Here is a 13,512-nt window from a genome sequence, read left to right as displayed (position 1 = left end):
CCGCGCGCGGCCTGGACCCCGCCCTGCCGGTCAGCCGCGCGGCGCTGTCCGCCTACGGCAACCCCAGCAACTACGTGGGCATCCTGCTGGACCAGGGCCGCCTGGGCCGCGCCGAAACGTGGATGAACCACCTGCGCGAACTCTCACCGCGCTTCGAGGGGGCCAGCGCCCTGTACCTGCGCTACGCCGCGCTGCTCGAGGCCCAGGGCCGCGTGGGCGAGGCCGAGGAGTGGCGGCAGTTCACCCGGTCGCTGCGCGAAGGCAGCCTCTACAACCTCGGGCCCGACGACACGCTGGTGATCCGGGACGTGGCCCGGCTGGCCGCCCTGGCGCTGCTGCTGGCCCTGCTCGCCGCGCTGCTGACCCTGCTGGCGCGGGCCTGGCGCGCGCAGGGCGAGGACACCCGCGCACACGGAGGCCGCGTGCGTTCGGTGTGGCGGCGTCCCCTGACGCGCGCGCGCCTCAGCTTCCTGAGTTACGCCTCTTTCGGGGAGCGGCTGGTGGTGGCGCTGCTGGGCACGGCGCTGCTCACGGCGCTGGGCGGCTGGCAGTGGGCCAACCAGACCGGTCAGGGCCTGAGCGCGCCCGCCCTGAACATCGGCACCTACGGCGGCGGCTGGTACGACGCGCGCCTGGGGGACCTGAACCTGCGCCCCGGTCCCGACGCCGCGCTGCTGACCGGCCTGAACGCGCAGCTCAGCGGGGACGGGACAGCGGCGCGCGCGGCCTACCTCCAGGCGGGCGACGACGCCTGCGCCCTGAACAACCTCGGCGTGATCGCGCAGGGCCGCGACGACGCCGCGCAGGCCCGCGACCTGTACCGCTCGGCACTCGCCACGCAGCCCGACCTCGCCGCGCCCGCCTACAACCTGGGCCTGAACCCCACCGAACCGGGCACGCTGTTCCAGCAAACCTACCGGCGCGGCGAGCCGAGGCTGTGCTACCCCGACCGCCGCATCCTGGCCCGCGCCGTGAGCGGCGACCTGAGCGCCACGCTGGCCGGCGACCTGCGCCGCCCGCTGGACCTGATCGGTGCGGGCGACGCGCCCCCGACCCGGCTGGGCGCGGCCCTCCTGGCGAGCCTGCTGGGCCTGGGCGTGCTGTGCCTGCTGCTGCTCGTGCCCCGCGCGGCGGCCGAGACGCGGCTGGGCCGCCCGGCGGCCTACCGCCTCCTCGCCCTGCTGCTGCCCGGCTCGTCGCTGCTGGGGGGGGCCTGGGGCGGCGTGCTGCTGCTGACCTGGGCACTGGCCCTCGCAGGCCTGAGTCCGCTGACCGGGCTGGTCCGCTTTGCCGAGCTGCCCTCGCCGGCCTCGCCCGCCGTGCGCGGCGCGCTGATCTCGGTCCTCGTGCTGAGCTACGCCGTCAACCTGCTGGCCGTGCTGCTCGTCGAGGCGAGCGCCCTGGCCCAGCGGCGGCAGGAACGGCGCGAACAGGGCTAGGCTTCAGCGGGGCAGCCCCCTCAGACCGGCGCTTCGGCGGACTTCTCGGCCGGCAGGCGGCGCAGGACGGTCCAGACCAGCCCCGCTCCCAGCGCCGAGAACAGCGCGCCCATCAGAAAGGCGGCGCCGGGAAAGTGGACCGGCGCGCGGTCGCCCGTGAAATAGGCGAAGACCGTGGTCGCCAGCAGCGGCCCCACCACGCCCACGAGGCTGTTCAGGCTGGTGATGGCGCCCTGCACGCGGCCCTGCTCGTCCTCGCTGACCTGGCGCGACACGAGGCCCTGGATGGCGGGCTGCGCCAGCCCCCCCAGCGCCCCGACCACCAGCGAGAGGTACAGCAGGCCGCCGGTGCGCGCCACGCTCAGGACCAGGAACTCGCCCAGCGAGGCGATCAGGCCGATCATGATGGTGCGGCGCTCGCCGAAGCGGGTGATGAAGCGCCCGATGAGCCCCGCCTGCACGCCCGCCGTGAGCAGCCCGAAAAAGGCCAGCGCCACGCCGTTCTGGGCCGGGGTCCAGCGCAGCACGCCCTCGGTGTACAGGACCCAGGTGCTGTAGATGACCTGACCGGCCAGCCCCAGCAGCACGAAGGTCAGGGCGAGGTTGCGGGTGATGGTGTACTCGGCCAGGGCGCGCAGCGGCGTGAAGGGGTTCAGGGCGCGCGGGTCGAGTGAGCGTGTCCGGGCCGACGCCGGGCGCGACTCGGGCAGCACGAACAGGCCGTAGAGGAAATTGAGCAGCGTCAGGCCCGCCGCGACCAGGAAGGGCACGCGCAGGCCGTACTCGCCCAGCAGCCCGCCCAGCGCCGGCCCCAGGATGAACCCCACCCCGAAGGTGGCGCCCAGCAGCCCGAAACTTTTGGCGCGCTGCTCGGGGGCCGTCACGTCGGCGACGTAGGCGTTGGCGACCGTGAGGCTCGCCCCCGTGATGCCGGCGAGCACCCGCCCGACGAACAGCCACGCGAGGCTGGGCGCGAAGAACAGCAGCAGGTAGTCGAGCGCCATGCCCAGCAACGACACCAGCAGTACCGGCCGCCGCCCGAAGCGGTCACTCAGGGAGCCCAGGATGGGCGCGAAGACGAACTGCATCAGCGCGTAGGCGGCCGTGAGCCAGCCGATGTCGCGCGCGCCCGCCTCGGCCGACCCCGCCAGCTCCTTGACCAGCCCCGGCAACACCGGGATGATCAGCCCGATGCCCATCACGTCGATGAGGACCGTCAGAAGGATGAAGATCAGAGCCGCGGGTTTCTGACGCATAGCAGTCCACTGTAGCGGGCGCAGCGACCCTCCTGCCTAGGCCAGACGGCTTAGGACGGCTCGCGCGCGCCGGAGCTATGCTGGCCGGGTCTTCCGGCCCCCGCGTGCGCCGCGCGCCGCGTCCCGGGAGTCCGGCCCTCCCCCACTCAAAGGACCCCCACTTTTCTTGCGCCTGTAACCCCAGACAGCACGGCCTGATGCCACGCTCCCGCCCCGCAGTCGAAGTGCGGGCGGAGCGGCCTGACCTGTGGGGGTCACATGTTGAAAACGGAACACGTCGCCCGGAGTTACGGCGACGAGACGGTGCTGGACGGCATAGATCTGGAAGTGCGGCCCGGTGACCGCCTGGGGCTGATCGGAGAGAACGGCAGCGGCAAGAGTACGCTGCTGCGCGTGCTGGCGGGCCTGGAAACGCCCGACACGGGGCGCGTGAGTGTAGACACCGGAAGCCGCGTGGCCCTGCTGGCCCAGCACGCGGACCAAGACGGCCGCAGCGTGCTGGACGCCGTGACGCCGCCCGAACTGCGCCGGGCCCAGGCGGCCTGGGCAACGGCTTCAGCGGCGCTGGAAGGCGGATCGGCGGCGGCGCTGGAGGCCTTCGCCGACGCCGAGGAGCACTACCGCCGTCTGGGCGGCTACGACTTCGCGGCGCGGGCGGCAGGGGTCCTGGCGGGCCTGGACCTGGACCCCCACGCGCCCACTCCCCGCCGCTCGGGCGGTCAGCGGCGGCGGGTGATGCTCGCGGCGCTGCTGCTCTCGCCCGCCGACGTGTACCTCCTCGACGAGCCGACCAACCACCTCGACCTGGACGGCGTGCGCTGGCTCGAAGGCTGGATCGCGGCGTCGGACGCCGCCTTCGTGCTGGTCAGCCACGACCGCGCCTTTCTGGACGCGGTGACGACCCGCACGGCCGAACTGGAACGTGGGCGGCTGCACCTGTATCCCGGCCCCTACTCGGAGGCGATGGCGCTGAAGGCGACGCTGCGCGGGGCGCAGGAGCGCGACCACGCAGCCTACCGGCGGCGGCGGGCGGCGCTGGAAGAGGAGCAGCGCCGCCAGGCCAGCAAGGGCGCCGTCTCGGAGAACCGGGGGCGCGCCCGCGACAACGACAAGTTCCGCTCGACCTTCAAGACCGAGCGCCACCAGCAGATCCATGCGGCGCGGGCGCGGGCGATGCAAAAGCAGCTCGATCGCCTGGACGCCGGGGCGGCCGGGAAACCCTACGACGACCGCCGCCGCCTGCGCCTGGACCTGCCGCCCGTGCCCCCCGGCCCGGCCGAATAGGTGCGTGTCCTCGTCTGTGATGCTGAAGTGGTGTTCTTCTGACGACCATTGCTGGAGGACGTTGACAGGCACGTCTCGTCGCGGCGACCGCGAGGCCCTCACCGGCCGAGTAGGCGGCGGCAAGAGCACCCTGCTGGGGGCGCTGCTGGGCCGGCTTCCGCACGCGGGCGAGGTGCGCTGGGGCGAGGGCCTGGGCCTGTACGTGGCCGGGCAGCACGGCGAGGAACTCCCGGTGGGCGGCACGGTAGGGGACGCGCTGCTGGACGCCAACCCCGCGCTGACCCTCCACCAGCTGCACGAGGTCGCCGCGCAGGTGTGGCTGCCCGCTCCGGACGCGCCGGTCGCCACGCTCTCGGGCGGGCAGCGCACCCGCCTGAGCCTCGCGCGGCTGGGGGTGACGCGCGCGCAGGTCCTGGTCCTCGACGAACCGACCAACCACCTCGACCTCGCCATGACCCTGCTGCTGGAAGAAGTCCTGGCCGACTTTCCCGGCACGGTGCTGCTGGCCACGCACGACCGCCGGCTGATCGGGGCCGTGGCGACGCGCGAGTGGCGGGTGGGCGGCGGCCGGGTGCAGGAGGAGGACCGGGCCGGCCCAGGCCACCCCTGAACCCCGGCTCAGGCGGTCAGGATGATCGGCTGACCCCCGGTGACCACGACGGTGTGCTCGAAGTGGGCGGCCAGCCCGCCATCGGTGGTCGCCAGGGTCCAGCCGTCCCGGCGCGTGCGGACCCGGCCCGAGCGGCCCGACGACACCATCGGCTCGATGGCGAGCACCAGCCCCTCGTGGAGCCGCTGCCGGTCGGTGGACCGGAAATAGTTGGCCACGTCGGGCTTCTCGTGGATGGCGCGGCCGACCCCGTGCCCGAACAGGTCGCGCAGGACCGTGAAGCCCCGGCGGGCGACCTCGGTCTCGACTGCCCGGCCGATGGCGTTCAGGGGCTGGCCCTCGCGCGCCGCCGCGAGCCCCGCCGCCAGCGCGGCCTCGGTGCAGGCAAGCAGGCGCTCGGCAACCGGCGAGGCGGGCGGCACCACGACCGTCACGGCCGCGTCCGCGACGAAGCCGCCCACCACCGGGGTCACGTCCAGGCTCACCACGTCTCCGGGCGCCAGGGGCCGCCGCGTGGGCAGCCCATGCACGATGTCGGCCCCCACACTGATGAACACGTTGACGGGCGCGCCGTAGGTCAGGCGCGGGGCCGACGCCGCGCCGCGCCGCCGGAACACCTCGCCCGCCAGCGCGTCGAGTTCGGCGGGCGTCACGCCGGGGCGCACGGCGTCCTTCAGCACCCGCAGCGTCTCGGCCACGACCTGTCCGGCCCGCTTCATGCCCTGCAACTCGGCTTCGGTGGTGATGGTCATGCGGCACTTTAAGGGATAAGGACGCGGCGGGGAAAACGGTCCGTCCCCTTTACACTCGGACCCATGAGCGACGCCCCCACGGCCCGGCCCCCCCTGTCTCCCGACGACCGACTGGCGCTGCTCGAAGGCCAGGACTTCTGGCACACGCGGCCGGTGGCGGGGCTGGGCGCGGTGTCCATGACCGACGGCCCCCACGGCGTGCGGCGCCAGGAGGGGCGGCAGACCGGCTTCAACTTCAGCGCCCTGGTTCCGGCGACCTGTTTCCCGACCGCCTCGGCACTGGCGGCGAGCTGGGACACCGAGCTGCTGCGCGAGGTCGGTGCGGCGCTGGGGCGCGAGGCGCGCGGGCAGGGCGTCCAGGTGCTGCTGGGGCCGGGCGTGAACCTCAAGCGCTCGCCGCTGTGCGGGCGCAACTTCGAGTACTTCTCGGAGGACCCGCTGCTGGCCGGTACGCTGGCCGCCGCGTACATCACGGGCCTTCAGGGCGAGGGGGTGGGCGCGAGCCTCAAGCACTTCGCGGCCAACAACCAGGAATACCGCCGCCTGAGCAGCGACTCGGTGGTGGACGAGCGCGCGCTGCGCGAACTCTACCTGCGCCCCTTCGAGATCGCGGTGAAAGACGCCCAGCCCTGGACGGTCATGGCCGCCTACAACGGTGTGAACGGCCGCTACTGCTCGGAGCATCCCCGGCTGCTGACCCGCATCCTGCGCGAGGAGTGGGGGTTCGGCGGCGCCGTGATCTCGGACTGGGGCGCGGTGAACGACCGGGCGCGCGGCCTGCGGGCGGGCCTGGACCTGGAGATGCCCGGCTACGACGGCGCGCGGGTCCCCGAACTGCGCGCGGCCCTGGCGGCGGGACGTATCACCGGGGCCGACGTGGAGCGCTCGGCCACGCGCCTCACCGAGCTGGCCCGCCGCGCCGCCCAGACGCCGCGCACCCCCCCGGTCGACCCGGACGCCCAGCACGCCCTGGCCCGCCGCGCCGCCGCCGCCGGAGTGGTGCTGCTGCAAAACGTGGGCGACGTGCTGCCCCTGCCCCCCGGCGCGAAGGTGGCGGTGCTGGGCACCTTCGCCGAGAAGCCGCGCTACCAGGGGGCGGGCAGTTCGGTCATCCAGCCGACGCGCCTGGACACGCCGCTGGGCGAACTGCGCGCGCTGCTGGGCGAGGCCAGCGTCGCCTATGCCCCCGGCTACCCGCGCCAAGGCGAGGAGGACGCTGCGCGGCTGCGGGCGGAAGCGCTGGCGGCTACGCAGGGGGCCGACGTGGTGGTCATCGTCGCCGGCCTGCCCGAGAATATGGAGGCCGAGGGCGTGGACCGCGACCACCTCGACCTGCCGGAAACGCAGGATGCGCTGATCCGGGCGGTGGCGGCGGCGCACCCGCGCGTGGTGGTCGCGGTCCAGAGCGGCGCTCCGGTGCGGCTGCCCTGGCGCGGCGAGGTCGCGGGCCTCGTGCAGGCGTACCTGGGCGGGCAGGCGGGGGGCGGCGCTCTGGCCGACGTGCTCACCGGCCGCGTGAACCCGGGCGGCAAGCTGGCCGAGAGCTTCCCCGACACACTGGAAGACGTGGCGTGCAGCGCCTTCTACCCCGGCGGGCCACGCACGGCCGAGTACCGCGAGAGCCTGTACGTGGGCTACCGCTACCACGACACGGCGGGCGTGGCGGTCGCCTTTCCCTTCGGCCACGGCCTGAGCTACACGACCTTCGGCTACGGCACGCCGCGCCTGGACCGGGAGCGGGTGGGCCGGGGCGAGCGCCTGACGGTCACGCTGCCGGTCACGAACACGGGCACTCGGGCGGGGGCGGAGGTCGTGCAGCTGTACGTCCACGCGCCGCAGGGGCCACTGTTCCGGCCCGAGCAGGAGCTGCGCGCCTTCGCGCGGGTGGTGCTGGAGCCCGGCGAGACGCGCGAGGTCAGCCTGACGCTGGACGAGCGGGCCTGGGCCGTGTACGACGTGGCCCGGCCCGGCTGGCACGTCCCCGGCGGCCCCTACGAGCTGCGCCTGGGGTCGTCGAGCCGCGACCTGCGCGCGCGGGCGACGGTTGAGGTCGAGGGCGACGGCGACCTGCGGCCCGAGCCGGCAGCGGTGAGCGCCGCGTACCGGCGCCCGCCCCACCCCTTCCACGCGCCCGACGCCGCCTTCCGGGCGCTGTACGGCGCGCCGCTGCCCGACAACTCGCCCTACACGCCCGCCGAATACGACCTGAACACGCCGCTGGGGGCGCTGCGAGGCACGGCGCAGGGCCGCGTGCTGAACGCCCTGGTGACCCTGGGCACCGAGCCGCGCGGCGAGAAACGCTACTCGGCCGACGCGGTGTCGGCGGCGGGCGCCATCCGCGAGATGCCGCTGCGCCAGCTCTACCTGGGGACGGGCGGCAAGCTGCGCCCGCGTGCCATCGCCGCGCTGGCCGAGGCGATGGCCGGGCGCTGGGGCGGCGCGCTGCGGGCGCTGGCGACCCCGGCTACCGAGCCGCCGCTGACCGGGGGGAGGAAAGACTGACCTACCGCGACAGCGTGTGCCGTTCCAGTCGCCAACCGGGGGTGCGGTTCCTGCGTTTGAGCTCCGCTGCCGGCAGCACCACGCGCGGGGTCGTCCAGCTCTGCGACGCCTTCTGGAAGGCCCAGCCCCCGCCCAGCGTCACGGCGGCGTGCTGCACCAGGCCGTCGGATGTGCGCCAGACGAGCACCGTGCCGGGCCGGGCATCGCGGTCCCCGGACCGGGAAGGCGCGGGGCGGGTCCGCGCAGCCAGAAAGGCCTCGAAGGGTTCGCGCTGCGTCCACTCGTCGGCCGCGCCGGCGACCCCCGCCGCCCCCATCACCGCGCCGAAGCAGTTGCCGCTCCCCTGCGAGAAGGTGCCCGCGAGGTCGCGCACGCCGGGCAGCACTTCCCGCGCCGCGTCCCACACGGCCTCTGGCACCGCCGCGCGCCGACAGGCCGCCTGCCCCGCCGAAAGCAGGCGCGCCAGCACCCCCGGCGTGAGGTGCTCCGGCGACCACAGGAAGCGGCCCGGTGGCAGCTCGGGCAGAAGGTCGGCGTAGTGACGGCCCAGCGGCACGTTGCCGCGCCCGTGCCGGACCTGAAGGCGCAGCAACTCGCGCCGCTGCCGCGCGTCCAGGGCGGCCCACCCGGCCCGGTCCAGCCACGCCACCCGGTCGGCCTCCGGGGCCACGGCCCAGAGGGTCAGCGTGTCGCGCTCCTCGGGCGAGAGCCGGAGGTCAGCGCGGGGCACGGTCGGCAGGTCCAGCCCGGCGGCCTCCTGGGCCGTCAGAAACAGGGGCTGCCGCTCCGGGGCCAGCCACGCCCGCCAGCGGCCGGGCAGGTCAGGGGCGACGGGAATATTCAGCACGTCCATGCGCCCAGTCTCGCGCCCCGGCCTGCGCCGCGCCTCCCTCGGAATGCCTATGCCGAAAAAAGCCCCCACCATGCGGGCGGGGGCCGGTATTCCTGTGCTCAGAGCGAGATGAGGAAGGGGTCTTCCAGCGACTCGGCAATAAAGCGCACGAAACGCGCGGCGTCGGCCCCGTCGATCAGGCGGTGGTCGTAGGACAGCGAGAGGGGCAGCATGTTGCGCGGCACGAACTCGCCCTTGGCCTTGTCCCACACCGGCTCGAAGCCGCCGCGCGACACGCCCAGGATGGCGACCTCGGGGCTGTTCACGATGGGCGTGAAGGCGTGGCCGCCGATGCCCCCGAGGTTGGAGATGGTGAAGGTGGCGCCCTGCATCTCGTCGGGCTTGAGCTTGCGGTCGCGCGCGCGGCCCGCGAGTTCCGAGAGTTCGAGGACCAGTTCGGTGATGCTCTTGCGGTCGGCGTCCTTGATGACCGGCACGAGCAGCCCGACCGGGGTGTCCACCGCCACGCCGATGTTCACGAAGTCCTTGTAGACGACCTGCTCGGCAGTGAGGTCCAGCGAGGCGCCGAACTTGGGGAACTTGCGCAGGGCGTTCGCCACGACCTTCATCAGGATGTGGGTCATGGTGAGCTTGCCGCCCGCCTTCTCGACCCGCGCGCCGAAGCGCTTGCGGACCTCTTCCATCTCGGTCACGTCGGCCTTGTCGAAGTGCGTGACCATCGGAATGGCGGTGCTGGCCGTCATGGAACGCACGGTGGCCTTGCGGATGCCGCTCATGTCCTCGCGCCGGACCGTGCCCCACTTCTCGAAGTTGGGCAGCGGCGCGGCCTGCACGGCGGCCGGAGCGGGCGCGCTGGCAGCAGCCGGAGCCGCAGCCGGGGCGGCGGGCTGCACGCTGGGCGTGCCGGCGGCGCGGCGCACGTCTTCCTCGCTGATACGCCCGGCGATGCCGCTGCCGTGGACCTCGTGGATGTCCACGCCAATCTCGCGGGCCATGCGGCGCACGCTGGGGGCCGCCGGGATCACGGTGCGGCCATCGTAGGTCTGGGTGTCGTAGGGACGCTGGGCACCGGGGGCCTGGCTGGGCTTGGTGTCGGGCGTCGCCGCCGGAGCCGAGCCGGACGCCGGAGCAGCCGGGGCCGCGCTGGCCGCAGGCTGGGCAGCCGGGGTGGGGGCCTGTGCAGGCGCACTCGCCGCGCCGCCGCCCAGGGTCAGGATCACGCCGCCGACGGCGACCGTGTCGCCCACCTTCACGGCCACGCTCTGCACGGTGCCGCCCGCACTGGCGGGCACCTCGACCACGGCCTTGTCGGTCTCGATCTCGATGATGGGCTGGCCCTCGGTGACGGTGTCGCCGGGGTTCACGAGGACCGTCACGACCGTCCCCTTCTCGATGTTGTCACCCACGTCGGGCAGGGTCAGGTCCTGGCCGCCGCTGGACTGGGCCGGGGCCTGGGGCGCCGCCGGGGCCGGGGCGCTGCCGCCGCTGCTGCCCGCGCCGCTGCCCGGCTGCTCGCCGGCCTGCACCTTCTGGGCGTCCTGCTGGGCCTGGGCGACCTGCTGGGCGGTGCTGGCGTCCGAGGCCACCGTCGCGTCGTTGGACTCGACCGTGTTCTGCTCGTTGCTGCCGCCCTGGCCGGCCTGGGCCGGGCCACTGGCCGCGCCGGCCGCCGGAGCCGCCGAGCCGCCGCCCAGCGTGGCGATCACGCCGCCGACCGCGACCGTGTCACCCACGTTCACGCTCACGGCCTCGACAGTGCCGCCCTCGCTGGCGGGCACCTCGACGACCGCCTTATCGGTCTCGATCTCGATGATCGGGTCGCCGGCCGCGACAGTGTCGCCGGGCTTGATCAGCACGGTGACGACCGTGCCCTTCTCAATGTTGTCGCCCACGTCGGGGAGTTTCAGTTCAGTGGCCATGCGGGGCCTCCTTTGGGTGTGGGTAGATGCAGGAACCGGGGCTTCCTTTTGGGGCGGCCCCGGCGTCGGGTCTCAGCGCAGGACGGGCGCGGCGCGCTCGGGGTCGATGCCGAAGTCGGCGATGGCCTTGGCGACCACGTCTCCCTTCACCTGACCGTCGCGCAGCAGGGCGTACAGCACCGCCACGACGACGTGCTTGGCGTCCACCTCGAAGAAGTCGCGCAGTTCCTCGCGGGCTTCCGAGCGGCCGAAACCGTCGGTGCCCAGGGTCCACAGCTTGCGGTCGAGGTGCCCGTTCAGGCCGTCGGCGCCGAGCTTGATGTAGTCGCTCACCGACACGAGCACGCCGGGGGCGTTCTCGGCCGAGAGCTGCGCGGCGAGGTAGCTGACCTCGGGCTCCTCGGTGGGGTGCAGCATGTTGCGGCGCTGGGTCAGCAGGGCCTGCTGGTGCAGTTCCTTGTAGCTCGTGACCGACCACAGGTCGGCGGCGACGCCGTAGCCCTCCAGCAGCTTCACGGCCTCCTGCGCCGCGCCCATCGCGGGGCCGCTGGCGAGCAGTTGCGCGCGCAGCCCAGCATCCTTATTGGCGCTCGCCTGGAAGCGGTACATCCCCTTGACGATCCCCTCGCGGATTTCCTCGTGGGTGCGGCCGTCGTCGGGCATGGGCGGCTGGACCTCGTTCTCGTTGTCGATGGTGACGTAGTAGAACTCGTCGATGCCGTCCACGTACATGCGCTGGATGCCGTGCTCGAAGATCACCGCGAGCTCATAGGCGAAGGCCGGGTCGTAGACCTTGAGGTTCGGGACCACGTAGGCCTGGAGCAGGCTGTTGCCGTCCTGGTGCTGCAACCCCTCACCCGCGAGCGTGGTGCGCCCGGCGGTGGCCCCCAGCAGGAAGCCGCGCGCGCGCTGGTCGGCGGCGGCCCACACGAGATCGCCCACGCGCTGCATGCCGAACATCGAGTAGAAGACGAAGAAGGGGATGGTCGGGACGCCGTGGTTGGCATAGGCGGTGCCCGCAGCGATCCACGAGGCCATCGCGCCGTCCTCGGTGATGCCCTCTTCGAGCATCTGGCCGTCCACCGACTCCTTGTAGGCCATCAGCGAGCCGCTGTCCACCGGGGTGTAGGTCTGGCCGCGCGGGCTGTAGATGCCGATGCGCGGCACCAGGGCGTCCATGCCGAAGGTGCGGGCCTCATCGGGCACGATGGGCACGATGTACTTGCCGAGCTGCTTGTCGCGCAGCAGCTTGCTGATGATGTTCACGGCGGCCATCGTGGTGCTGACCGAACGCTCGCCGCTGCCCTTGGCGAACTCCTCGTAGAACTCGCCGTTGGGGACGGTGGGGTGCGGGTACTCGACCTTGCGGGCCGGAATCGTGCCGCCCAGCGCCGCGCGGCGTTCCAGCGCGTACTTCACTTCCGGGCTGTCGGGGCCGGGGTTGTAGTACTCCAGGTGCTCGACCTGATCGTCGGTCAGGGGCAGCTCGAGCAGGTCGCGCAGGTTCTTCATGGTCGTGAAGTCCAGCTTCTTGACCTGGTGGGCCACGTTGCGGGCCTGCGCCGACTCGCCCAGGCCGTAGCCCTTGACGGTGCGCGGGATGATGATGGTCGGGCTGCCCTTGTGCTTGACCGCCGAGGCGTAGGCCGCGTAGATCTTGTTGATGTCGTGGCCGCCACGGTTGAGCAGTTCGAGGTCGGCGTCGCTCCAGCCGTCGATCAGGGCGCGCAGTTCGGGGGTGTTGAAGAACTTCTCGCGCAGCTCCTTGCCGCCGAAGGCCGCGTAGCGCTGCGACTCGCCGTCCACCAGCAGCTCGAAGCGCTTGACGATCAGGCCGTTGTAGTCCTTCTGGAGCAGCTCGTCCCACTTGCTGTCCCAGATCACCTTGATGACGTTCCAGCCCGCGCCCCGGAACAGCGCCTCGAACTCCTGGATGACCTTGGAGTTGGCGCGCACTGGCCCGTCGAGGCGCTGGAGGTTGGCGTTCAGCACGAAGATCAGGTTGTCGAGGTTCTCGTAGGCGGCGAAGCGGATCGCGCCGATGCTCTGCGGCTCGTCCATCTCGCCGTCCCCCAGGAACGCCCAGACCTTGGCGTCACCCTTGGGCTTGAGGCTGCGGTTTTCCAGGTACTTGATGAAGCGCGCCTGGTAGATCGCCTGGATGGGCCCCAGGCCCATGCTCACGGTCGGGAATTCCCAGTAGTCGGGCATGAGCCAGGGGTGCGGGTAGCTGCTCAGACCGGGGCCTTCGGGCGACAGCTCGCGCCGGAAGCGGTTCATGCGGGCCTCGTCGAAGCGGCCCTCCAGGAAGCTGCGCGCGTACACGCCGGGGCTGGCGTGGCCCTGGTAGAAGATCAGGTCGCGGTCCTGCCCCGCGCCGGCGCCCCGGAAGAAGTGGTTGAAGCCCACTTCGAGCAGCTCGGCCGCCGAGGCGTAGGTGCTGAGGTGGCCGCCGATGCCGTCGGAGGCCTTGTTGGCGCGGATGACCATCGCCACGGCGTTCCAGCGGATGATGTTGCGAATCTTGCGCTCGAGTTCGGCGTCGCCGGGGTATTCGGGCTGGTGCTCGACATCGATGGTGTTGATGTAGGGCGTGTTCTGCTTGAAGGTGATGGGCGCGCCGTGGAAATACGCGTAGTGGTCGAGGTCTTCGAGAAGCTGGGCGGCGCGGTTGTCGCCCGCGTCCGCGAAGACGTAGGCCAGCGAGTCGAGCCATTCCTGCGTCTCGACCGCATTGAGCTGCTCGCGGTCTCCTGCGTTCAGGCCCTGGCGGGGAGGCCTGTTCGGCGGTTGTGTCGTCATAGCACGCAGTCTACGCTGCCCCCGAACGGCGCTTCCAACACTGTTTCCTCACCAGATTGACCACGCCGGGTGGTGAATCTGTCAAGCTGGGAGCC

The 13,512-nt window shown here is 72.6% G+C and carries 9 protein-coding genes (1 of these 9 only partly in view); 4 read left to right on the top strand and 5 right to left on the bottom strand.

Features of this window, described 5'->3' with window-relative positions; genetic code table 11:
• Positions 1 to 1,439 carry the 3' portion of a hypothetical protein gene (locus DGO_RS02735; protein ID WP_043800770.1) on the top strand. The gene continues 676 nt to the left of window position 1, outside the view, so 1,439 of the gene's 2,115 nt are visible here — the last part of the coding sequence; the start codon falls outside the window, past its left edge; it ends in the stop codon at positions 1,437 to 1,439.
• A 20-nt stretch (positions 1,440 to 1,459) separates the two neighbouring features.
• Here the strand turns inward: DGO_RS02735 and DGO_RS02730 are convergent, their stop codons facing one another.
• On the bottom strand, positions 1,460 to 2,695 hold the full coding sequence (locus DGO_RS02730; RefSeq protein WP_014683955.1) for a TCR/Tet family MFS transporter: 1,236 nt from the start codon (positions 2,693 to 2,695) through the stop codon (positions 1,460 to 1,462).
• A 258-nt stretch (positions 2,696 to 2,953) separates the two neighbouring features.
• Between DGO_RS02730 and DGO_RS24115 the strand changes: the two genes are divergently transcribed.
• Both DGO_RS24115 and DGO_RS24110 read left to right on the top strand, forming a co-directional pair.
• Positions 2,954 to 3,979: an ATP-binding cassette domain-containing protein gene (locus tag DGO_RS24115; RefSeq protein WP_226991424.1), complete on the top strand. Its 1,026-nt coding sequence runs from the start codon at positions 2,954 to 2,956 to the stop codon at positions 3,977 to 3,979.
• A gap of 61 nt (positions 3,980 to 4,040) precedes the next feature.
• Positions 4,041 to 4,589: an ATP-binding cassette domain-containing protein gene (locus DGO_RS24110; protein WP_226991423.1), complete on the top strand. Its 549-nt coding sequence runs from the start codon at positions 4,041 to 4,043 to the stop codon at positions 4,587 to 4,589.
• 8 nt (positions 4,590 to 4,597) lie between these two features.
• Here DGO_RS24110 and map read toward each other — a convergent pair whose 3' ends face one another.
• Positions 4,598 to 5,341: a type I methionyl aminopeptidase gene (map, locus tag DGO_RS02720; RefSeq protein ID WP_014683954.1), complete on the bottom strand. Its 744-nt coding sequence runs from the start codon at positions 5,339 to 5,341 to the stop codon at positions 4,598 to 4,600.
• A gap of 63 nt (positions 5,342 to 5,404) precedes the next feature.
• Between map and DGO_RS02715 the strand changes: the two genes are divergently transcribed.
• On the top strand, positions 5,405 to 7,843 hold the full coding sequence (locus DGO_RS02715) for a glycoside hydrolase family 3 C-terminal domain-containing protein (RefSeq protein ID WP_014683953.1): 2,439 nt from the start codon (positions 5,405 to 5,407) through the stop codon (positions 7,841 to 7,843).
• Position 7,844: 1 nt separating this feature from the next.
• Here the strand turns inward: DGO_RS02715 and DGO_RS02710 are convergent, their stop codons facing one another.
• The 3 genes from DGO_RS02710 to aceE all read right to left on the bottom strand — a co-directional run bounded on the left by DGO_RS02710 (position 7,845) and on the right by aceE (position 13,417).
• Positions 7,845 to 8,696 (bottom strand): hypothetical protein, encoded by an 852-nt coding sequence (locus DGO_RS02710; protein ID WP_014683952.1) that lies wholly within the window; start codon positions 8,694 to 8,696, stop codon positions 7,845 to 7,847.
• Positions 8,697 to 8,794: 98 nt separating this feature from the next.
• Positions 8,795 to 10,615 carry a dihydrolipoyllysine-residue acetyltransferase gene (aceF, locus tag DGO_RS02705; RefSeq protein WP_014683951.1) on the bottom strand — a complete coding sequence of 607 codons (1,821 nt, stop codon included), beginning with the start codon at positions 10,613 to 10,615 and terminating at the stop codon, positions 8,795 to 8,797.
• 72 nt (positions 10,616 to 10,687) lie between these two features.
• The gene (gene aceE / locus DGO_RS02700; RefSeq protein ID WP_014683950.1) at positions 10,688 to 13,417 is read right to left on the bottom strand and encodes a pyruvate dehydrogenase (acetyl-transferring), homodimeric type; all 2,730 of its coding nucleotides are present in this window, start codon (positions 13,415 to 13,417) and stop codon (positions 10,688 to 10,690) included.
• Positions 13,418 to 13,512: the final 95 nt, after the last annotated feature.

This window comes from Deinococcus gobiensis I-0 (genome assembly GCF_000252445.1).
Classification (GTDB): domain Bacteria; phylum Deinococcota; class Deinococci; order Deinococcales; family Deinococcaceae; genus Deinococcus; species Deinococcus gobiensis.
This window is presented reverse-complemented; position numbering and strand designations above follow the sequence as displayed.